Source organism: Mesorhizobium sp. P3_A10 (assembly GCF_056403175.1).
Genome location: NZ_JBFUFZ010000006.1, coordinates 299,408 through 318,596, shown reverse-complemented (window position 1 = coordinate 318,596; position 19,189 = coordinate 299,408). Strand labels below are relative to the sequence as shown.

The 19,189-nt window shown below is 62.9% G+C and carries 18 protein-coding genes; 7 read left to right on the top strand and 11 right to left on the bottom strand.

All coding sequences use genetic code 11. From position 1 onward, the window contains the following. Window positions 1-32: 32 nt before the first annotated feature. Window positions 33-746: a DNA-3-methyladenine glycosylase I gene (locus AC1DXU_RS23195; RefSeq protein ID WP_477372734.1), complete on the bottom strand. Its 714-nt coding sequence runs from the start codon at window positions 744-746 to the stop codon at window positions 33-35. A gap of 96 nt (window positions 747-842) precedes the next feature. Between AC1DXU_RS23195 and AC1DXU_RS23190 the strand changes: the two genes are divergently transcribed. Next, window positions 843-1,400: a DUF1003 domain-containing protein gene (locus AC1DXU_RS23190; protein WP_477314258.1), complete on the top strand. Its 558-nt coding sequence runs from the start codon at window positions 843-845 to the stop codon at window positions 1,398-1,400. Then, the gene (locus tag AC1DXU_RS23185) at window positions 1,397-2,002 is read left to right on the top strand and encodes a DedA family protein (protein WP_477372732.1); all 606 of its coding nucleotides are present in this window, start codon (window positions 1,397-1,399) and stop codon (window positions 2,000-2,002) included. The genes AC1DXU_RS23190 and AC1DXU_RS23185 overlap by 4 nt, the downstream gene beginning before the upstream one ends. Before the next feature lies 1 nt (window position 2,003). Here AC1DXU_RS23185 and AC1DXU_RS23180 read toward each other — a convergent pair whose 3' ends face one another. From AC1DXU_RS23180 to AC1DXU_RS23170, 3 genes are all read right to left on the bottom strand, one after another. Then, window positions 2,004-2,597 carry a hemerythrin domain-containing protein gene (locus AC1DXU_RS23180; protein WP_477314254.1) on the bottom strand — a complete coding sequence of 198 codons (594 nt, stop codon included), beginning with the start codon at window positions 2,595-2,597 and terminating at the stop codon, window positions 2,004-2,006. A gap of 40 nt (window positions 2,598-2,637) precedes the next feature. After that, entirely contained in the window at window positions 2,638-2,997 is a 360-nt protein-coding gene (locus tag AC1DXU_RS23175; protein ID WP_477314252.1) for a diacylglycerol kinase, read from the bottom strand. Between the two features lie 92 nt (window positions 2,998-3,089). Then, window positions 3,090-3,509 carry a GFA family protein gene (locus AC1DXU_RS23170; RefSeq protein ID WP_477372730.1) on the bottom strand — a complete coding sequence of 140 codons (420 nt, stop codon included), beginning with the start codon at window positions 3,507-3,509 and terminating at the stop codon, window positions 3,090-3,092. Between the two features lie 327 nt (window positions 3,510-3,836). On the opposite strand from AC1DXU_RS23170, the gene AC1DXU_RS23165 reads away from it, so the two are divergent. The 3 genes from AC1DXU_RS23165 to AC1DXU_RS23155 all read left to right on the top strand — a co-directional run bounded on the left by AC1DXU_RS23165 (window position 3,837) and on the right by AC1DXU_RS23155 (window position 6,120). After that, window positions 3,837-4,907, top strand: a complete 1,071-nt coding sequence (locus tag AC1DXU_RS23165) for a GGDEF domain-containing protein (protein ID WP_477372728.1) — start codon at window positions 3,837-3,839, stop codon at window positions 4,905-4,907. A 102-nt stretch (window positions 4,908-5,009) separates the two neighbouring features. Next, window positions 5,010-5,393 (top strand): antitoxin Xre/MbcA/ParS toxin-binding domain-containing protein, encoded by a 384-nt coding sequence (locus AC1DXU_RS23160; RefSeq protein ID WP_477372726.1) that lies wholly within the window; start codon window positions 5,010-5,012, stop codon window positions 5,391-5,393. Further along, window positions 5,353-6,120, top strand: coding sequence for an RES family NAD+ phosphorylase (locus tag AC1DXU_RS23155; RefSeq protein WP_477372724.1), 768 nt, complete (start codon window positions 5,353-5,355; stop codon window positions 6,118-6,120). The genes AC1DXU_RS23160 and AC1DXU_RS23155 overlap by 41 nt, the downstream gene beginning before the upstream one ends. 3 nt (window positions 6,121-6,123) lie before the next feature. Here the strand turns inward: AC1DXU_RS23155 and AC1DXU_RS23150 are convergent, their stop codons facing one another. The 4 genes from AC1DXU_RS23150 to AC1DXU_RS23135 form a co-directional block, all read right to left on the bottom strand. Beyond that, window positions 6,124-6,828, bottom strand: a complete 705-nt coding sequence (locus AC1DXU_RS23150) for a hypothetical protein (protein ID WP_477372722.1) — start codon at window positions 6,826-6,828, stop codon at window positions 6,124-6,126. A gap of 190 nt (window positions 6,829-7,018) precedes the next feature. Further along, window positions 7,019-8,392, bottom strand: a complete 1,374-nt coding sequence (locus tag AC1DXU_RS23145) for a class II 3-deoxy-7-phosphoheptulonate synthase (protein WP_477314240.1) — start codon at window positions 8,390-8,392, stop codon at window positions 7,019-7,021. Window positions 8,393-8,522: 130 nt separating this feature from the next. Further along, window positions 8,523-12,014 carry a transcription-repair coupling factor gene (gene mfd / locus AC1DXU_RS23140; protein WP_477372720.1) on the bottom strand — a complete coding sequence of 1,164 codons (3,492 nt, stop codon included), beginning with the start codon at window positions 12,012-12,014 and terminating at the stop codon, window positions 8,523-8,525. Window positions 12,015-12,025: 11 nt separating this feature from the next. Then, the gene (locus tag AC1DXU_RS23135) at window positions 12,026-12,313 is read right to left on the bottom strand and encodes an FAD assembly factor SdhE (RefSeq protein WP_477372718.1); all 288 of its coding nucleotides are present in this window, start codon (window positions 12,311-12,313) and stop codon (window positions 12,026-12,028) included. Window positions 12,314-12,405: 92 nt separating this feature from the next. Between AC1DXU_RS23135 and recG the strand changes: the two genes are divergently transcribed. Then, window positions 12,406-14,514, top strand: a complete 2,109-nt coding sequence (gene recG, locus AC1DXU_RS23130) for an ATP-dependent DNA helicase RecG (RefSeq protein WP_477372716.1) — start codon at window positions 12,406-12,408, stop codon at window positions 14,512-14,514. Here recG and AC1DXU_RS23125 read toward each other — a convergent pair. Both AC1DXU_RS23125 and glmS read right to left on the bottom strand, forming a co-directional pair. Further along, window positions 14,466-15,224 (bottom strand): DUF502 domain-containing protein, encoded by a 759-nt coding sequence (locus AC1DXU_RS23125; protein ID WP_477372714.1) that lies wholly within the window; start codon window positions 15,222-15,224, stop codon window positions 14,466-14,468. The genes recG and AC1DXU_RS23125 overlap by 49 nt on opposite strands. Before the next feature lie 80 nt (window positions 15,225-15,304). Next, the gene (gene glmS, locus AC1DXU_RS23120) at window positions 15,305-17,128 is read right to left on the bottom strand and encodes a glutamine--fructose-6-phosphate transaminase (isomerizing) (RefSeq protein WP_477372712.1); all 1,824 of its coding nucleotides are present in this window, start codon (window positions 17,126-17,128) and stop codon (window positions 15,305-15,307) included. Between the two features lie 228 nt (window positions 17,129-17,356). On the opposite strand from glmS, the gene AC1DXU_RS23115 reads away from it, so the two are divergent. Further along, entirely contained in the window at window positions 17,357-17,731 is a 375-nt protein-coding gene (locus AC1DXU_RS23115) for an ADP-ribosylation/crystallin J1 (RefSeq protein WP_477372710.1), read from the top strand. A 6-nt stretch (window positions 17,732-17,737) separates the two neighbouring features. Here the strand turns inward: AC1DXU_RS23115 and glmU are convergent, their stop codons facing one another. After that, complete coding sequence (gene glmU / locus AC1DXU_RS23110) at window positions 17,738-19,105, bottom strand: bifunctional UDP-N-acetylglucosamine diphosphorylase/glucosamine-1-phosphate N-acetyltransferase GlmU (RefSeq protein ID WP_477372708.1); 1,368 nt, start codon at window positions 19,103-19,105, stop codon at window positions 17,738-17,740. Between the last annotated feature and the right edge of the window lie 84 nt (window positions 19,106-19,189).

The window sequence follows — 19,189 nt, the reverse complement described above, 5'->3', positions numbered from 1 at the left end:
TTTGGACCAATTCTGACCTGACGGCGACCAGCCTATTCGCCCATATATTCGCGCAACGATTCCGGCGAATGGTTCTCGCCGATCGACATCGCCAGAATGCGCGAAATGTGGCGACGCGGCAGGCCGGTTTCGACCGCCCAAGCATTGATCTGGGCCTGGATCTTGCCGAGATCCTTCTTCGATGTCGGACTTTCCGCGATGTCGAGGCCGGCATCGCGCAGCGCCGCTCCCATGTCGGCCGAAATGATGAAGGCATCCCACTCCAGCCAGCGCAGAAAATACTGGCCGGTGTTGCCGCCGAGCCGGCTGCCATGCTTGCCGAGATAAGCCATCAGCCCGACCTGGTCGTCGGCAGGCCATTCGGCGAGAAACTTGCCGAAACCGCCATGCTCCTTCGACACACGCTCGACGAAGGCGGCGTTGTCGCGCACGGATTTGATCTTCTGCGGGTTGCGCACGATGCGCTTGTCGGCCGTCAAATCGTGCCAGAAATCATCCGGCTGGAACAGCAGCCGCTTCGGCTCGAAGCCGAGAAACGCCTCCTCGAAACCGAGCCATTTCTGTTCGATGACGCGCCAGACGAAGCCGGCGGCAAACACCCGCTCGGCCATCGTCGAGAGAATGCGGTCGTCTGCAACTTTCGCCACCGCGGCATTGTTGGGCAAAGGCCCGAGCAGCGACGACAGCTGCGCCTCGCCGCCTTTGCGTTTTGCTGCGCGGGCACGGATCTTCGCGAAATCGGGCATTTTTGCTCGCATCCTCACGCCACGCTTTTGACGGAGCGCCATCTTCCTATATGCAGACGAGGCTGCCAAGCCGATGCTTTTCCGATGGAGACATCCATGAACAAGACCGTGCCCGAACTCGCCAACCGCTGGCTGAAGCGAACGCCGGAGGCTCTCAGCGAGCTCGAGCGACGCGTGCTGCAGAGCACCGTCGACCGCAAGCCGATATCGCAAGACATCAATGACAGTCTGGCCGGCCTTCAGGGCGCGGGCGACCGTATCGCCGATGCCATCGCCCGCGTCGGCGGCTCATGGTCGTTCATCCTTTCCTTCATCGCTTTCCTGATCCTCTGGATCGGTGGCAATTGGTGGCTGCTGGGGCAAAGTTCGTTCGACCCCTACCCCTTCATCTTCCTCAATCTCGTCCTGTCGATGATCGCCGCCCTGCAGGCGCCGGTGATCATGATGTCGCAGAACCGTCAGGCCGCACGCGACCGCATCGACGCCGCCCACGACTATGAGGTCAATCTCAAGGCCGAGATCGAGATCATGGCGCTGCATGAAAAGCTCGACGAACTGCGCCACAGCCAGATCATCGGCATGCGTGACGAGATCGCAGAGATCGCCGACCGGCTGAAGCGGATCGACGAACGGCTGATGCCGCAGACATCATGACGGAGACCATCCATCATCTCATCGAGCAGTATGGGCTGATCGCCGTCTTTCTCGGCTGCATCGCCGAGGGTGAAAGTGCTGCCATCCTTGGCGGCTTCTTCGCGCACCAGCACGTCTTCATCCTGTTGCAGGCCTTCCTGGCAGCCGCCCTCGGCGCCTTCGTCGGCGACACCTTCTTCTTCACCCTTGGGCGAAGCTTTGCCGACCATCCCTACGTTCTCAAACTGAAAGCCAGGCCGGGCTTCAATCACGCCTACCGTATGGTCTCCTCGCACCCCAACATCTTCGTGCTGTCGAACCGCTACATCTACGGCCTGCGCCTGGTCGGCGGCATAGCAGCCGGCTTTGCCAGCATCACGGTGAGACGCTTTGTCATTCTCAACGCCATCTCGTCGCTGGCCTGGGCGGCATTGTTCTGCACCATCGGCTATGTCTTCGGACTGGGCGCCGAGCGTATCGTCGGCCAGGCACTGCATCGTCACGAACGGCTGTTGGTAGCGCTCGCCATCGGGCTTGCCGTCGCCATCCTTGCCTGGCTCCTCGCCCGCAATGTTGCCAAAAAGGAACGCGCCAAGGACGCCCGCGATAGCGACGCCACGTAGTTCAGTCGTCGTCCTCGATCAAGGCGCGGTCGCCGCGGTCTAGGATCAGCGGGATGATCAAATCCTCCTCATCGGCAAGATGCCTGGTCAGCATGGCGATCAGCCGGCTGTTTTCGTTGGCATAGGCTTCAGCGGCAAAGCGCTGCTTGTCTTCGCTCTCCTGCAGCGTCTTGATGAAGGCATTCGCCGTCTCGGCATTGCGCTCCAGACTTTCATGGATCGTGTGGTGATCCGCATCGAGAATCTCGAAGCCGCGTTTCAGCCGCGGCTCGGCTTTGGCGAAGACCGGGAAGTATTGATAGTCCTCGACATTGTGGTGGCCGTCGAGGTGCCCAAGAAAATGGTTGAGGCGCGGCGCGAACCAGCGGGCGAAATCCGGTGCCGTCAGCCTGCCCTCGCGATAGTCGCCGATGCCGTTGCCGAGCATGCCGCCGAGCTCGCGGAACATATCGTGCCGCTGCAGCCACATGTTGGCCATGCCATGGATGTTGGCATGGCCCTGCCAGTTTTCACGCGGGTATTTTTCGACCAGCCAGCGCAGATCGTCCGGCAGGCCCGCCCGCTCAAGCAGCAAGAAATCGGTGGCCTCGGCCATGACAGTCTCCTTTGGATACCGTCATGTAGTGCCTGAGGTGTCAGATCGGTAGTCCGGTGATGCGCTCGATGATGGCGATGCCCCAGACGCCGGCCACGATCAGCACCGAAATCAGCACCGCCAGCGAACCGCAATCCTTGGCCAGCTGGATATCGACGTTGAACTCCCGGCTGAACGCATCGCAGGCTGCCTCGATGCCGGTGTTCAGAACCTCGACCATGATCAAAAGCAGCACCGCGCCGATCAGCAGCGCGTAGCCGCGCCACGACACCGAGACAAACCAGCCAAGCGGCAAGGCAAGCACCAGCAGCATCAGCTCCTGCTGAAAAGCCTTTTCGCTGGCGGCCAGCTTGCGAAACGCCCGCACTGAATTGAAGAAAGCATCGATAAGCCGCTGCATGCTCAAATCCCCTGGAATCACCGGCAGGGGATAACGCAATGGCCGGATCAAGGGAATAAGGCAGCTGCTTCAAAAATCATGGGCCCGCACTGTCACTCCTCGGCCACCTTGACCGACGGCGTCGACTTCTCGAACTGCGGCAGCGCGTCGTCGATCGCATAATAGTCGCCCTTGTCGCCGACGAAGATGTGGCACTGACCCTCGAGCCCGGTGGGCTTGTCGAACAGCCCGGCCATGACCGAAACATAGGCGTCGTGCCGCGGCTTCCAGAACAGCAGCGAACCGCATGTCTTGCAGAAGCCGCGCCTGGCAAACGAAGACGCCTCGTACCAGGTGATGCCCTCGGTTCCCGTTATCGTGATGTTTTCATCGGGGACATTGGTTGCGGCGTAGAAATGCCCGCTCTGCTTGCGGCATTGCGAGCAGTGGCAATAGACCACCCCGCGCAAAGCTCCCCGCGTCTTGAAGCGCACCGCCCCGCACAGGCACGATCCGCTGTGATTGTCATCCATCCCCGCCTCCATTTGATAGCGCCATTCATGGTTTCGCTACACTGGCAGGATTCCAGTTCTGCCGCCGTCGCGTACCGGCAAATGCGACACCGCGTGGGCGTGTTTTGAATTCCCGCGACACGGGCAGCAACCCTTTTGCAGCCTGAGGTAGAGAAACCAGGTGACATTAAGGAAACTTTAGCGCCCCCGCATCTATGGTCCTTGCCAGCGAAAGTCGTGATGGGGACGCGGCTTTTCGAAGGTTGACCTGGAATTCGGCTCACGCCCCGTCGGCGACATCTTGCACTCGCAGGTCTGCGAAGGCTCCCAGGGTAGAGTGAACAGCACATGCAGCCGGTAGCCGTCCAGACCGACCGAAATGCAGACATCGCAACCACCGTTGTGACCACCATGCGTCAGCTCGGTGTGCTCGGCCTGCCGCGCAACTATGAAATCTTCTACGAGGCGCTGAACGGCACCAATCGCGAGCTCAGCCTAGCCGTCGTCTCGTTGAGCAACCGGCCGACGCAAGAGGAGCTGGACAAGATCGGCCGCACCTTCTTTGCGCAGCACCATGGTCCGGGCATTGTCGAGCAGGCGCGCGACGTCCTAGCCAGCGAGCTCGAGGACATCGCCTCGCTGCTGCGCAATGAACGCAGCCATATCGAGAAATACGGCAGGATCCTCGACGAAACGTCGAGCGGACTTTCCAATCGCAGCCTGCTTTCGCAGGATCTGCTGCAAAAAGTCGTCAGCGCCATATCGGCCGCCACCAATTCCACGATCGACCACGGCAAGCAGGTTGCAACCACGCTGAGCGACAAGACGGCTGAACTCGAAAGCGTCAAGTCCAAGCTCGAAGAGTACAAGCGGCTCGCCGACACCGATCCGTTGACCCATATCTGGAACCGCCGCGCCTTCGACAAGCAGATCACCAGAATCTACACCAGCAACAAGGGCATCCTGTTCAACGCCCTGATCCTTGCCGACATCGACCGCTTCAAGGACATCAACGATCGCTACGGCCACCCGGTCGGCGACAAGATCATCCAGATCGTCGCCGACATTTTCCAGACCAGCATTGCCGGCGACATGTTCGTGGCCCGTACCGGCGGCGAGGAATTCGCGCTGATCATCGAGGGTGTCAGCGAGGACACTACCTACGAGATCGCCGAGCGCATCCGCCAGCTGATCGAACAGACGCCGTTCACCAGCAGCCAGACCGGCACCAATTACGGCACCGTCACCGTATCCATGGGCATCTGCATGGCATCCGAGGCCGACAGTGCCGAGGACCTGTACACCAAGGCGGACCGGGCGCTCTATCGCTCCAAGGTCAGCGGGCGCAACCGCGTGACCAAGCATTCGGCGATGGCCGGCCGCGCCGGCAAAAGCTGGCTGCTTTACAAGAAGGACTGACCCTTCCGCCGCAAGTTGCCGGTCGCACCTCGAATTGTTTTGATCCAGCATCTTTCCATATGAATTTTTGTGGACTATATTTCCCACAGAAATGGAAAGCCTATGTCCGTGACACAGCCTCGAATTGCTGCCAATGCAGCCGAAAATGCGGTCCTGACCAAGGCCACACTACGCGCCGCCGACCTTTTGGACATTACCGCCAGGATGCTGGCTTCCGTCATCGGTGTTTCGGAAGCCACGGTTTCGCGCATGCGCCGGCAGGAATTCCTGCTGGAGCGCGGCACCAAGCCGTTCGAATTGGCGGTGCTGTTCGTGCGGCTGTTCCGCTCGCTCGACGCCATCGTCGGCGGTGACGAGACCGTCGCCCGCGCGTGGCTGAAGAACGCCAATACGGCGTTCGACAGCAGCCCGCTTGAAAAAATCCTGACCATTTCCGGGCTTGTCGATGTCATTGCCTATCTGGACTCCCGACGCGCTCTCGTCTGAAGCCGTCCGCCTCGACGGCAAATACTGGCGCATGGTCGAGGCGCAGCACCGTGTCTCGACGCTGAAAGTCGTCGACACGCTTGACGAGCAGGCGCTGCTGGAAGAGCTGATCGAGGAAACCAAGCCGCAGATCCCGCTTGAATGCCGGCATCTCCACTATCTCCTGGCGACGCCGTTCCGCTACGGCTCGGTCTATCCGCACGGCTCGCGCTTCCGCCGCGCCGGCAAGACCTTGGGCGTCTACTATGCCGCGGAAACGATGATGACCGCGGTTGCCGAAATGGCCTTCTACAGGCTGCTGTTCTTTGCCGAATCGCCTGACACACCCTGGCCGCACGACGCCGCCGAATACACCGCCTTCGCGGCTGCGATACGTATCGACAAAGCGATCGACCTGACGCGGCCACCACTCGATCGCGATGAGGCGGCGTGGACGCATCCGACCGACTATGCCGCTTGCCAGTCCATTGCCGATATCGCACGCGAGGCCGGGATGCAGGCGATCCGCTATCGGTCGGCGCGCGACCCAAAAGGCGCCAACATCGCGCTTCTGACCTGCAAGGGTTTCACCAAGGCCAAACCGCTGGAACCACAGACCTGGCGCATCCGCCTCGGCGCCTTCGGCGTGCAGGCGATCGGCGAATTTCCGGAAAAGCGTCTCGAGTTTTCCAGGACCGCTTTTTCCGACCCCCGCCTGAAGGAGTTGCGCTGGGAACGCGGGCGCTAGTGCCTATGCCAAAATGTTGACGGCACGCGCTGCCACCAGCGCAATCGTCAGCAGCGAGATCATCGCCTCCGCCATCATCAGCAGCTTGGCGCGCTGGCTGAGCGGCAAGGTGTCGGTGGGCGAGAACGCTGTCGCATTGGTGAAGGCCAGGAACACATAGTCGATGAAGCCCGGCAGCCAGCCATGGGTTTCGCGGTCGGGCAGCGTCATTTGTGGAAACAGGAAGTCAGCCTGCGCGCGCTTGACCAGACCGCAGGTCGGCGGCCCGCCCCGGTCGGTGCTCCAGAACCACAAGGCGAAGACGATGACGTTGGTGACCCAGATGTTCAGCGCATCGACCAGCAGCGTCGTTCCGGCGCCCGCGTGGCCTTCGAGCAGCGCCTTTACCAGCAGGACCAGTGCGCCGCAGTTCATGATGCTGATGACGCCTGTCATGACCAGGGCCGTCCGGCGGATGTAGACGCGAAACTGGCCGATCGCATACCAGTGCTCGTGGTCGACGGCCCTCTGCGTCGCCATTTGCGTCCAGGCCGTCGCGATCGACAGCGGCACAAGCAGCGTCGCCTCGATCACGGGTGCCAGCCAGCGCGGCCCGAACGACAGGTCGTTGATGACGAGAAGCTGTAGGCAGATGATGACGAGGACCGCGGCACGCGCCGACCAGAAGTCAAGCGCGCGGTGGTGGATGATAGCATGCTCGTGGCGCATGGTGCTGGCGACCGGATAGAGAGAACTCGGAGCTTCCGCGTTCCGCCTCAATCTTGGTTTTGCAATGGTCGCGTGCGAACACATTTTCGTATGCCCGGATGTGAGGACGGCCCGTCATGCATGGCCGCGAAACGAAAAAAGCGCCGGATTTCTCCAGCGCTTTTGATCAACTTAACTCAAGCCGGCAGGCTTAGCCGTTTGCAACCTGCTTGTGCTGCACCGGATGGCTCTTCTTGAGCAGATCCGACACCAGGAACGCCAGTTCGATCGCCTGGTCGGCGTTGAGGCGCGGGTCGCAATGGGTGTGATAGCGATCCTGCAATTCCTCGGCGGTGATGGCGCGGGCGCCACCGGTGCATTCCGTCACATTCTTGCCGGTCATCTCGACATGGATGCCGCCAGGATGCGTGCCTTCGGCGCGATGCACTTCGAAGAAGGTCTGCACCTCCTTGAGGATGCGGTCGAACGGCCGCGTTTTGTAGCCGGCGGCCTCGATAGTGTTGCCATGCATCGGGTCCGACGACCAGACGACGCTGCGGCCTTCCTTCTTCACCGCGCGCACCAGCTTGGGCAAATGGTCGGCGACCTTGTCGGATCCGAAGCGCGCGATCAGCGTCAGCCGTCCCGGCTCGTTTTCCGGGTTGAGCAGGTCGATGAGCTGCAGCAGACCGTCCGGCGTCAGCGACGGGCCGCATTTCAGGCCGAGCGGGTTCTTGATGCCGCGGCAATATTCGACATGCGCATGGTCGGGCTGGCGCGTACGGTCGCCGATCCAGATCATGTGGCCGGAGGTTGCGTACCAGTCGCCCGAAGTCGAATCGACGCGGGTCAGCGCCTCCTCGTAGCCGAGCAACAGCGCCTCGTGGCTGGTGTAGAAATCGGTCTCGCGCAGCGCGTAGTTGGTCTCCGAGGTGATGCCGACGGCCTTCATGAAGTCCATCGTCTCGGTGATGCGGTTGGCCAACGACTCGTATTTTTCGCCCTGCGGGCTGTCGGAGACGAAGCCGAGCATCCAGCTGTGCACGTTCTCCAGGCTGGCATAGCCGCCCTGTGCGAAGGCGCGCAGCAAGTTGAGCGTCGCCGCCGACTGGCGGTACGCCATCTCCTGCCGTGCGGGATCTGGAATACGCGACTTGGCGTCGAACTCGATGCCGTTGATGATGTCGCCGCGGTAGCTCGGCAGCGTCACCTCACCCTTGGTCTCGTTGTCGGACGAGCGCGGCTTGGCGAACTGGCCGGCGACACGGCCGACCTTGACCACCGGCTGTGCGCCGGCAAAGGTCAGCACCACCGACATCTGCAGGAAGACGCGGAAGAAGTCGCGGATGTTGTCCGCGCCATGTTCGGCAAAGCTCTCGGCGCAATCGCCGCCCTGCAGAAGGAATGCGTCACCGGCAGCGACAGCCGCAAGCTGCTTCTTCAGCTTGCGTGCCTCACCTGCAAAAACCAGCGGCGGAAAGGTGGCGAGCTGGGCTTCCGTGTTCTTGAGCGCGGTGAGATCCGGATAAGCAGGAACCTGCTTGATCGGCATCGATCTCCAGGAATTCGGTGACCATTTCGTCATCGTTGCACCCAACGCTCTTTCCAGCGAACACCCGCGCTCGCCATTTCAGCCCCTATATGGGGTGGCGGCTCCATACACGAAGCCGATTTCCTATTCTAGACCGGAATTTCAGCGCTGGCGAATGAGCCGGCTATGCCGCCGCCAGCCGCGCCAATTGCGTCATCACCACCGCCGATCCGGCCAGCCGCTTTTCGGCAGTCGCCCAGTCGCGGCTGAACACGACGCTGTGGTCCGGGCGGATCTTGGCCAGCGAGCCCTGCTCGCCGATGAACTTGACCAGCCCGACGGGATTGGAAAACTCGCGCTTGCGGAAATGGATGACGACACCCTTTGGCCCGGCATCGAGCTTTTCGACATTGGCCTTGCGGCAGAGCGCCTTGATGAAGACGATCTTCAACAGGTGCTTCACCTCCTCGGGCAACGGACCGAAGCGGTCGATCAACTCGGCGCCGAAGGCATCGATCTCCTCAGTGTTTTCGAGATCGCCGAGGCGGCGATAGAGCGCCAGCCTGAGCTGCAGGTCCGGAACATAGCTTTCCGGGATCATCACCGCCGTGCCGACAGCGATCTGCGGCGACCAGCCGCCATCCTGCACCTCGCCGGAATCCTTCACTTCGGCAACGGCTTCCTCCAGCATCTGCTGGTAGAGTTCGAAGCCGACCTCCTTGATGTGGCCGGACTGCTCTTCGCCCAGAAGATTGCCGGCGCCTCTGATATCGAGATCGTGGCTGGCAAGCTGGAAGCCGGCGCCCAACGTGTCGAGCGACTGCAGCACCTTCAACCGCCGCTCGGCGGTGTCGGTCAGCTTGCGATTGGCCGGCAGCGTGAACAGCGCATAAGCGCGCACCTTCGAGCGGCCGACGCGGCCACGCAACTGGTAGAGCTGCGACAGGCCGAACATGTCGGCGCGATGCACGATCAGCGTGTTGGCGGTCGGGATATCGAGGCCGGATTCGACGATCGTCGTCGACAACAGCACGTCGTACTGGCCGTCATAAAAGGCGTTCATGATGTCGTCGAGTTCGCCCGGCGGCATCTGGCCATTGGCCACCGCCACTTTCAGTTCCGGAACGGATTCACGCAGGAAATCATGGATTTCGGCGAGATCGCTGATGCGCGGCACGACATAGAAGGAATGGCCGCCGCGGTAGCGTTCGCGCAAAAGCGTCTCGCGGATCACCAGCGGATCGAAGGGCGAGATGAAGGTGCGCACCGCCATGCGGTCGACCGGCGGTGTGGCGATCAGCGACAGTTCGCGCACCCCGGTCAGCGCCAGTTGCAGCGTGCGCGGGATCGGCGTTGCCGACAGGGTCAGCACGTGCACATCGGTCTTCAGATCCTTCAGCCGCTCCTTGTGCTTGACGCCAAAATGCTGCTCCTCGTCGATGATCAGCAGGCCGAGATTCTTGAACGAGATCGCGGAACCGAGCAGCGCATGGGTGCCGATGACGATGTCGACCTGGCCCTCGGCGATGCCTTTCTTGGTCTCTGCCAGTTCCTTGGCGCCGACCAGCCGCGAGGCCTGGCCGACGCGGATCGGCAGGCCGGAAAAGCGCTGTGAAAACGTCTTGAAATGCTGGCGCGAGAGCAGCGTCGTCGGCACGACGACCGCGACCTGAAAGCCTTCCATGGCCGCGATGAAGGCGGCGCGCAGCGCCACTTCGGTCTTGCCGAAGCCGACATCGCCGCAGATCAACCGGTCCATTGGTTTGCCGGCGGCCAGATCGTCTCTGACCGAGTCGATCGCCGTCTGCTGGTCGTCGGTTTCCTCATAGGGGAAGCGGGCGGCGAATTCGCCATAGAGGCCGTCTGCCGGCACCAAAGCCGGTGCGGCGCGCATCTGCCGCTCGGCGGCGATGCGGATCAACTGCCCGGCCATGTCGAGCAGGCGCTTCTTCAGACGCGCCTTGCGCGACTGCCAGGCGCCGCCGCCAAGCTTGTCCAGCGAGGCTTCAGCTGAATCCGAACCATAGCGCGACAGAAGCTCGATGTTTTCGACCGGCAGGAACAGCCGGTCGTCGCCGGCATAGTGGATTTCCAGGCAGTCATGCGGCGCACCGACCGCCTCGATGGTGCGCAGGCCGATGAAGCGGCCAATGCCGTGGTCGGCGTGGACGACGATGTCGCCTGCGGACAATGACGAGGCCTCGGCGATGAAATCGGACGCGCGCTTCTTGCGCTTCGAGCGCCGGATCAGCCGGTCGCCGAGAATGTCCTGCTCGGCGACGACGACCAGCGTTTCGGTCTCGAAACCGGATTCGAGCGGCAATACGGCAAGTGCCGCCTGCCCCGGCTCGAGCTTTTCCGCCTCGGCCAGCGTCGCGACCTGGCTGAGGTTGCCGAGATGGTGTTCTGCCAGGATCTGGCCGAGCCGGTCGAGCGAGCCCTCGGTCCAGCCGGCAATAACGACGCGACGGCGCGCCGCGCGCTCGTCGGCAATGTGTTTGACGACGACATCGAAGACGTTGATGCCGGGGTCGGCGCGTTCCTCGACAAAACTCCGGCCATGGCGCGAGCCGGCATGGTAGACCTTTTTGGCGCCGGCATCGGGCGCGTCGAAGGGCGTGAAGTCGATCGCTTCGCGCGGCCCGAGCGACGCCACCAGGTTTTCCGGCGAAAGATAAAGCAGGTCCGGCGGCACCGGCTTGTAGGGCACGGCGTCCTTCAGCGCGCCGTCGGCCTGCTTCTTGCGCGCCTCGTAGTGATCGAGGATCAGCGTATGGCGTTCGGCCAGCGCCTCATGCGCCAGATGATCGAAGATGACCGGTGTGTCCGGGAGATAGTCGAACACCGTCTCCAGCCGCTCGTAGAAGAACGGCAGCCAGTGCTCCATGCCGGCAAAGCGGCGGCCTTCACTGACCGCCGCATAAAGCCCGTCGTCGCGCTGCGGCGCGCCAAAAGCTTCGATGTAGGATCGGCGGAAACGGCTGATGGTTTCGGGCGTCAGCGCCACTTCGCTCATCGCCTGCAGCGCCATCGACTTGCGCTGGCCGGTGGTGCGCTGGGTCGCTGCGTCGAAGACGCGGATCGATTCCAGCGTGTCGCCGAAGAAATCGAGACGCAGCGCCTCGGTCCAACCGGGCGCGAACAGGTCCAGGATGCCGCCGCGCACCGCGAATTCGCCAACTCCACGCACGGTCGGCACCCGCTCGAAGCCGGAGGTCTCCAGCCGCGACACCAGAGCGTTCATGTCGATCTGGTTGCCGGGCTTGGCGTGGAACGTCTGCGACTCGACCAGGCTCGCCGGCGGAATGCGCTGCAGCAGCGCATTGGCGGTGGTGAGGATGACAGCGCGATGCGGCTTCTTGGCCAGCGCGATCATGGCGGTGAGCGCATCGAGCCGCTTGGCGGCGGCGTCCGAGCCAGGCGAGACGCGGTCGTAAGGCAAACAGTCCCAGGCCGGCAGTTCCAGCACCGGCAGCCCGGGCGCGGCAAAGGCCAGCGCCTCGACGATCGACGGCAGGCGCTGGCCGTCGCGTGCTACGAACAGCACCGGCTTGTCGCGCGCGATCTCGAGTGCCGCCTGCACGAGCGCGAAGGCCTCGTAGCCGTCGGCGACGCCGTCGACGATGAACTGGCCGGCGCGGCCCTTCGGCAGGCCGATTATGGGGATGAGGCTCATGGGTTACACGTTCAGAATGTCATGGAGCGGCGGGACGCCAGGATCTTTTGCAGGACCGCACAGTCGATTTCGAGGGGAACCGGGCGCTCGCCGGTGACCATGGGCAGGAATTCGGTGTCGGGAATGTCGAGGAGCCCCTCATATTGGTCGATTTCGTCATCGGTCAAGGCGCCGATCTCGGCATCGGCGAAGCTGCCGAGGATAAGATCCATCTCGCGCATGCCGCGATGCCAGGAGCGGAACAAAAGCTTGCGGCGGCGGGCGTCGAGCCCTTCGCTTGATCGAGTCGTTCCGGTCATCGTACGGATCCTGGGTCTTGAACGGCGCATATAGCGTGGATAGAGGACGGTGTCAGCCTTGCGCCGCGGCTGTCGCGACATAAGCTGACATCATGCGTCCTTCCATCCTCGATCCGCTGTTTGTCCCGATCACTTCGCTCGCTGGCGTCGGGCCGAAGGTTGGCACGCTGATCGAGAAAATCGTGCCGGCCGATCTCGGCGACCGTGCCGCGCGCGCCGGTGACCTGTTGTTCGTGCTGCCGCACACGGTGATCGACCGCCGCAACCGGCCGGGCATCGCACTTGCCGCCGAGGGCGCCATTGTCACCCTCGAGGTGCGCATCGACCGCCATCAGCCACCGCCACGTGGCAACCGGTCGGTGCCGTACCGGGTCTACGCCCATGACGACACCGGCGAGATCGGGCTGACCTTCTTCCATGCCCATGCAGCCTATCTCGAAAAGGCCATGCCCGTGGGCGAACATGTCGTGGTCTCCGGCCGCATGGAATGGTTCAACGGCCGCCCGACCATGGTCCATCCCGACCATATCGCGCTGGCCGGCGACGCCGAGAACCTGCCGCTGGTCGAACCGGTCTACCCGCTCACCGCCGGGCTATCGGGAAAAGTGCTGCGCCGCGCCATCGGCCAGGCGCTCGCCCGGCTGCCGGTGCTGCCGGAATGGCAGGACGCCGAATTCCTGCGCCGCCGCACCTTCCCGCCCTTTGCTGACGCACTCACCCGCATCCACAACCCGGCTGACCCCATCGATGTCTCCGTCGACGGCGCGGCCTGGCGGCGTCTCGCCTATGACGAGCTTTTGGCCGGCCAGGTGTCGCTGGCGCTGGTGCGGGCAAAGGTCCGTCGCCTGTCGGGGCGGCCGCTGGTCGGCGACGGTCGCATCGTCGAAAAACTGCGTGCGGCCCTGCCCTATTCGCTGACATCAAGCCAGGAATTCGCCCTGGCCGAGATCAACGCCGACCTCGGCGCTCCCGAACGCATGCTGCGGCTGCTGCAAGGCGATGTCGGCTCCGGCAAGACGGTGGTGGCGTTGCTGGCCATGGCGCGCGCTGTCGAAGCCGGCGGCCAGGCCGCCTTGATGGCGCCGACCGAAATCCTGGCACGCCAGCATCTTGCCACCATCACGCCGCTGGCGGAACAAGCCGGCCTGCGCATCGCCATCCTCACCGGCCGCGAGAAAGGCCGGGAACGCACAGACACGCTGGCCGGTCTGGCCAGCGGCGACATCGACATTGTCGTCGGCACCCATGCGCTGTTCCAGGAGACGGTGACCTACCACGACCTCGTCTTCGCCGTCGTCGACGAACAACACCGCTTCGGCGTCCACCAGCGGCTTGCCATCACCGCCAAGGGCGACGCGCCTGACATGCTGGTGATGACGGCAACGCCGATCCCGCGCACGCTGGTGCTGACCGCCTTCGGCGACATGGACGTGTCGAAGCTGACGGAAAAACCGGCCGGCCGCCAGCCGATCCGCACCGTCACTTTACCGCTCGAGCGGCTCGACGAACTGGTTGGCCGCATGCTCGACGCTGTCGCTGACGGCCAGAAGATCTACTGGATCTGTCCGCTGGTCGAGGAATCTGAAGAGATCAAGCTGATGTCGGCCGAGGACCGCTTTGCCTCGCTGGCGCCCTTGTTCGGCGACCGCATCGGTCTTGTCCACGGCCGCATGAAAGGCGCCGAAAAAGACGAAGCGATGCGCGCCTTCAAGGTCGGCGAAACCCGCATCCTGATCGCCACCACCGTCATCGAGGTCGGCGTCGATGTGCCCGACGCCACGATCATGGTCATCGAACATGCCGAGCGCTTTGGCCTTGCGCAACTACACCAGCTGCGCGGCCGGGTCGGGCGCGGCGACAAGCCCTCCTCCTGCGTGCTGCTCTACAAGGACCCGCTCGGCGAGACGGCAAAGCGCCGCCTGTCGGTGATGCGCGAGACCGAGGATGGCTTCCGCATAGCCGAAGAGGACCTGAAACTGCGCGGCGAAGGCGAGTTGCTGGGCACCCGCCAATCCGGCACGCCGGGCTTCCAGGTGGCGCGCCTGGAAGTGCATGCCGACCTGCTGGAAGCCGCCCGTGACGACGCCAGGCTGGTCCTGTCGCGCGATCCGGAACTGCAGTCCGAGCGCGGCGAAGCCCTGCGGCTGTTGCTTTACCTGTTCGGCCGCGACGAAGCCGTCCGGCTCCTGCGCGCCGGCTGAGACAGAGCGCCGATTGGCGGGTTGGCGAGATCTCCATCGATCTGCTCGCCGTTCAGCGTCACCAATTTGGCGTTGACCTCCGGCGCCACCAGCCCGGCAGAGACGATCAGCTTGGCGCCGTCCTCGATCGTCATGTCGAGCAGCACGATGTCGGATTTCGGCACATACATCAGGAAGCCGGTGGTCGGGTTGGGCGTGCACGGCATGAACACCGCGATCAGCGGGTCGCCTTCCTGATCGAGCTTCTGGTTGATCTCGGTCTCTTTCTCGCTGGCGACGAAAACCAGCGACCAGACACCCTTGCGCGGATATTCGACCAGCCCGACCTGGCGGAACATGTCACCCTTGTTCGACAGCACGGTCTCAAAGATCTGCTTCAGCGAGCCATAGATGCCGCGCACCAGCGGCATGCGGCCAAGCAGGCGTTCGCCGAAATTGACGATGGCGCGGCCGACGATGTTGGCGGTGAGGAAACCGATCATCGTGATCAGGAACAACGCCACGATCAGCCCAAAACCCGGAACCTGGAACGGCAGATAGGTGTCCGGGCTGTAGCGTGCCGGAATATAGGGCTTTACCCAGGAATCGACCCAGCCGACCACGGACCAGGCGATATAGGCGGTGATCGCCAGCGGTGCGCAGACGACAAAGCCCGTCAGGAAATAATTCCTCAACCGGGTCATGCCGGAGGTTCGTGGGGCGTCGGACATGGGTCACCGGGGGCGCGGGTTGCACCGCAACACTAGTGAACCGTAAAGCGCTTTGGAACTGCGAAGTTTTTAAAGAACGCCTATTCCACCGTCACCGATTTCGCCAGGTTGCGCGGCTGGTCGACATCCGTGCCCATGAACACGGCGGCGAAATAGGCCAGCATCTGGATCGGCAGCGCATAGATGATCGGCGAGATGATTTCCGGCACGTCGGGCAGGATGATCGTCTCCATCGTCTTCACGCTGGCCTGGGCCGCACCCTTGGCGTCGGTGATAAGGATGATCTTGCCGCCGCGCGCCGCCACTTCCTGCATGTTCGACACGGTTTTTTCAAAAATGCGGTCATGCGGGGCGATGACGATGACCGGCATGTTCTCGTCGATCAGCGCAATCGGCCCATGCTTCAACTCGCCGGCGGCATAGCCCTCGGCGTGAATATAGGAGATTTCCTTGAGTTTTAGCGCGCCTTCCATGGCCAGCGGGAAATTGGTGTCGCGGCCGAGATAGAGCACGTCGGAGTAGCGCGACAGTTCGCGCGCGATCCGTTCGATCTGCGCCTCGAGTTTCAGCACCTGGTTGGCATAGCGCGGCGCTTCCGAGAGTTCGCGCACCAGGATTTTCTCCTGCTCCTTCGAGATCGTGCCGCGGGCCACGCCGGCCCGCACGGCAAGCGATGCCAGCACGGAGAGCTGGCAGGTGAAAGCCTTGGTCGAGGCAACGCCGATCTCGGGGCCGGCGAGTGTCGGCAGCACGACGTCGGATTCGCGCGCCATGGTCGATTCCCGCACATTGACGATGGCGCCGATCTTCATGCCCGCCTTGCGGCAATAGCGCAGCGAGGCCAGCGTGTCGGCGGTTTCGCCCGATTGCGAGATGAAGAAGGCGGCGTCATTCGCCGACAGCGGCATCTCGCGGTAGCGGAATTCGGAGGCGACATCGATGTCGACCGGCAGCCGCGCATAGCGCTCGAACCAGTATTTGCTGATCAGCCCGGCAAGATAGGCGGTGCCGCAGGCCGAGATCGCCAGCCGGCCGATCTTGGCAAAGTCGAACGGCAGGTCGAGCGGCTTCGAGACCCCGCCGACGAAATCCACATAATGCGCCAGCGTGTGCGAGATCACTTCGGGCTGTTCATGGATCTCCTTTTCCATGAAATGGCGCCGGTTGCCCTTGTCGACCATGAAGCTGGTCGACAGCGACTGCTGTCGCTTCCGCTCGACCTCTTTGCCATCCATGTCGAAGATGGCGACGCCGCCGCGGCGCACCACCGCCCAGTCGCCGTCTTCCAGATAGGTGATCGAATTGGTGAACGGGGCGAGCGCGATGGCGTCGGAACCGAGAAACATTTCGCCGTCACCATGGCCGACGGCCAAAGGCGGGCCGTTGCGGGCGCCGACGATCAGGTCTTCGTCGCCCCTGAACATGATGGCGAGCGCAAAGGCGCCTTCCAGCCGCTTCAACGCCTGATGCGCGGCCTCGACCGGTTTCAGCCCTTTGGCCAGCTCGCGCGCCACCAGATGCGCCACCACCTCGGTGTCGGTCTGTGACGCGAAAGAATAGCCGTCGCGGATCAGCTCCTCGCGCAGTTCGGCGAAATTCTCGATGATGCCGTTGTGGACGATGGCGACGCCGTCGGAAAAATGCGGGTGTGCATTGGTCTCGTTGGGCACGCCATGCGTCGCCCAGCGCGTGTGGCCGATGCCGATCGTGCCATCGAGCGGCTCGTCCTTGAGCCGACGCTCGAGGTTGATCAGCTTGCCTTCGGCGCGGCGGCGGCCGAGCTGGCCATGCTCGATGGTGGCGACACCGGCAGAGTCATAGCCCCGGTACTCGAGCCGCTTCAGCGCATCGACGATGAGCGGCGCCACCTGCGAGTGGCCGACAATCCCAACGATACCGCACATGGCTGCTTGCCCCCGATTCCCTGCAGAAAACCCAGCGCTATTTAGGGATGGCCGGCCTGCCGCGAAAGTCACATTGCGTTTCGTCCCGTATCAGCCGGAACGCTTCTGCACCGATGCACCATGCCAGACTGCTCTTGCAATCCGGTTACTGCAATCGTTCAGTTTTTTCTGGCGATCGACCTGAGACGATGGTTTTCACCACAGAGATATTTGGCTAGTAACCCGGCCATGAGCGAAAGCAAGCACATCGTAACACTCTGGCGTCCTGTCGGCCCACAGGAACTGGAACTGATCGAGGCCTCGGGCATGCAGGCGTTTCCACCGCGCCTGCCCGAGCAGCCCATTTTCTATCCCGTGACGACCGAAGCAAATGCGGTGCAGATCGCCCGCGACTGGAACGTGCCGGCCAGCGGCTCGGGATTCGTCACCCGCTTCGATGTCCTCAAGAGCTTTCTCGACCGCTACCGCGTCGAGCATGCCGGCAGCAAGGCGCATCTGGAATACTGGATCCCGGCCGAAGATCTCGCTGTATTCAACGAGGCCATCGTCGGCAAGATCGAAGTGACAGCCGCTTTTGGCAAAGACGCGAAGATTTCCGGCTAACGCCTCTCACCCGGCAGCCTTTTTCTTCGCCGCCGCGACCGAAGCGAAACGCTCGCGTATTTCCTTGCCCTTGCCGGGAATGGTCTTCTGGCGGGCACGGCCAAAAGCCAGCGCGTCGTCAGGCACGCTTTCGGTGATGACGCTGCCCGAGGCGATGTAGCTGCCCTTGCCAATGGTGAGCGGCGCCACCAGTGAGGAATTCGAGCCGATGAAAGCCCCTTCGCCGATATCGGTGAAGAACTTCGAGTAGCCGTCATAGTTGCAGGTGATGGTGCCGGCACCGATGTTGGCGCCCGCACCGACCCGGGCATCTCCGACATAGGTCAGGTGATTGACCTTGGCGCCCTCCTCGACAACAGCTTTCTTGACCTCGCAGAAATTGCCGACCTTGGCCTTGTTCCTGAGATCGGCGCCAGGCCGCAGCCGCGCGAACGGCCCGACTTCGCAATGCGAGGCGATGGTGGCGCCTTCGAAATGGCTGAAGGCGTGGATCCTCGACGCCGTGCCGATCGTTACGCCCAGCCCGAACCAGACATTGGGCTCGACGATGGTATCGGCGCCGATCTCGGTGTCGTGCGAGAAGTACACGGTTTCGGGCGCGATCAGCGTCACGCCGGAAAGCATCGCCGCACGACGCCGGCGCGCCTGCCAGATGCCTTCGGCTTCGGCGAGTTCCGCCCGGTTGTTGATGCCGAGCGCGTTTTCGAAGCTAGCCTCGGTGGCGACGACGTCGAGCCCTTGCCCGCTGGCGATCTCGACGATGTCGGTGAGGTAATACTCGCCCTTGGCGTTGGTGTTGCCGACCGCATCGAGCAGCTTCAGCGCCTGGCTGCCGGCAATCGCCATCAGCCCGCCATTGCAGAAGTTTATTGTCCGCTCCTCGTCGGAGCAGTCCTTTTCTTCGCGGATGGCGACCAACTTGCCGCCCTTTTCGATCAGCCGGCCGTAGCCGGTCGGATTGGGTGTGCGAAAGCCGATCACGACAACGGCCGCACCTTCCGCCAGCTTCAGCCGCGCCACGGTCAGCGCGTCCGGATCGATCAGCGGCGTGTCGCCGAACATCACCAGCACATCGTCATAACCCCTTGATATCGCAGCGCGCGCCGCCAGCACGGCGTGTGCAGTGCCAAGCCGCTTTTCCTGGACGAACGTCTCGGCCTTCGGTGCGAACTTCTGCGCCGCCTTGCGCATCTCGTCGGCGCCATGGCCGATCACCAGCGCCTGATCCCCGGCGCCTGCGGCCTCAGCCGCCTTCACCACATGGGCGACCATCGGCAGGCCGGCGATCGGGTGCAGCACCTTCGGCAGCGCGCTTTTCATGCGCGTACCTTCGCCAGCGGCGAGGATGACGGACAGGCAGGATCTCTGGCTCATGGATGGCAACCGTATGAAAGGGATCAGGAATCGGGACTATCTAGCACTGGCGCCATGCTGCACCAATGCGGTTAAATTCCGGTG

Coding starts and splice junctions, on each gene's coding strand:
- AC1DXU_RS23195 (WP_477372734.1), bottom strand. CDS start 746: ATGCCCGATTTCGCGAAGATCCGTGCCCGCGCAGCAAAACGCAAAGGC.
- AC1DXU_RS23190 (WP_477314258.1), top strand. CDS start 843: ATGAACAAGACCGTGCCCGAACTCGCCAACCGCTGGCTGAAGCGAACG.
- AC1DXU_RS23185 (WP_477372732.1), top strand. CDS start 1,397: ATGACGGAGACCATCCATCATCTCATCGAGCAGTATGGGCTGATCGCC.
- AC1DXU_RS23180 (WP_477314254.1), bottom strand. CDS start 2,597: ATGGCCGAGGCCACCGATTTCTTGCTGCTTGAGCGGGCGGGCCTGCCG.
- AC1DXU_RS23175 (WP_477314252.1), bottom strand. CDS start 2,997: ATGCAGCGGCTTATCGATGCTTTCTTCAATTCAGTGCGGGCGTTTCGC.
- AC1DXU_RS23170 (WP_477372730.1), bottom strand. CDS start 3,509: ATGGATGACAATCACAGCGGATCGTGCCTGTGCGGGGCGGTGCGCTTC.
- AC1DXU_RS23165 (WP_477372728.1), top strand. CDS start 3,837: ATGCAGCCGGTAGCCGTCCAGACCGACCGAAATGCAGACATCGCAACC.
- AC1DXU_RS23160 (WP_477372726.1), top strand. CDS start 5,010: ATGTCCGTGACACAGCCTCGAATTGCTGCCAATGCAGCCGAAAATGCG.
- AC1DXU_RS23155 (WP_477372724.1), top strand. CDS start 5,353: ATGTCATTGCCTATCTGGACTCCCGACGCGCTCTCGTCTGAAGCCGTC.
- AC1DXU_RS23150 (WP_477372722.1), bottom strand. CDS start 6,828: ATGCGCCACGAGCATGCTATCATCCACCACCGCGCGCTTGACTTCTGG.
- AC1DXU_RS23145 (WP_477314240.1), bottom strand. CDS start 8,392: ATGACGAAATGGTCACCGAATTCCTGGAGATCGATGCCGATCAAGCAG.
- mfd (WP_477372720.1), bottom strand. CDS start 12,014: ATGAGCCTCATCCCCATAATCGGCCTGCCGAAGGGCCGCGCCGGCCAG.
- AC1DXU_RS23135 (WP_477372718.1), bottom strand. CDS start 12,313: ATGACCGGAACGACTCGATCAAGCGAAGGGCTCGACGCCCGCCGCCGC.
- recG (WP_477372716.1), top strand. CDS start 12,406: ATGCGTCCTTCCATCCTCGATCCGCTGTTTGTCCCGATCACTTCGCTC.
- AC1DXU_RS23125 (WP_477372714.1), bottom strand. CDS start 15,224: ATGTCCGACGCCCCACGAACCTCCGGCATGACCCGGTTGAGGAATTAT.
- glmS (WP_477372712.1), bottom strand. CDS start 17,128: ATGTGCGGTATCGTTGGGATTGTCGGCCACTCGCAGGTGGCGCCGCTC.
- AC1DXU_RS23115 (WP_477372710.1), top strand. CDS start 17,357: ATGAGCGAAAGCAAGCACATCGTAACACTCTGGCGTCCTGTCGGCCCA.
- glmU (WP_477372708.1), bottom strand. CDS start 19,105: ATGAGCCAGAGATCCTGCCTGTCCGTCATCCTCGCCGCTGGCGAAGGT.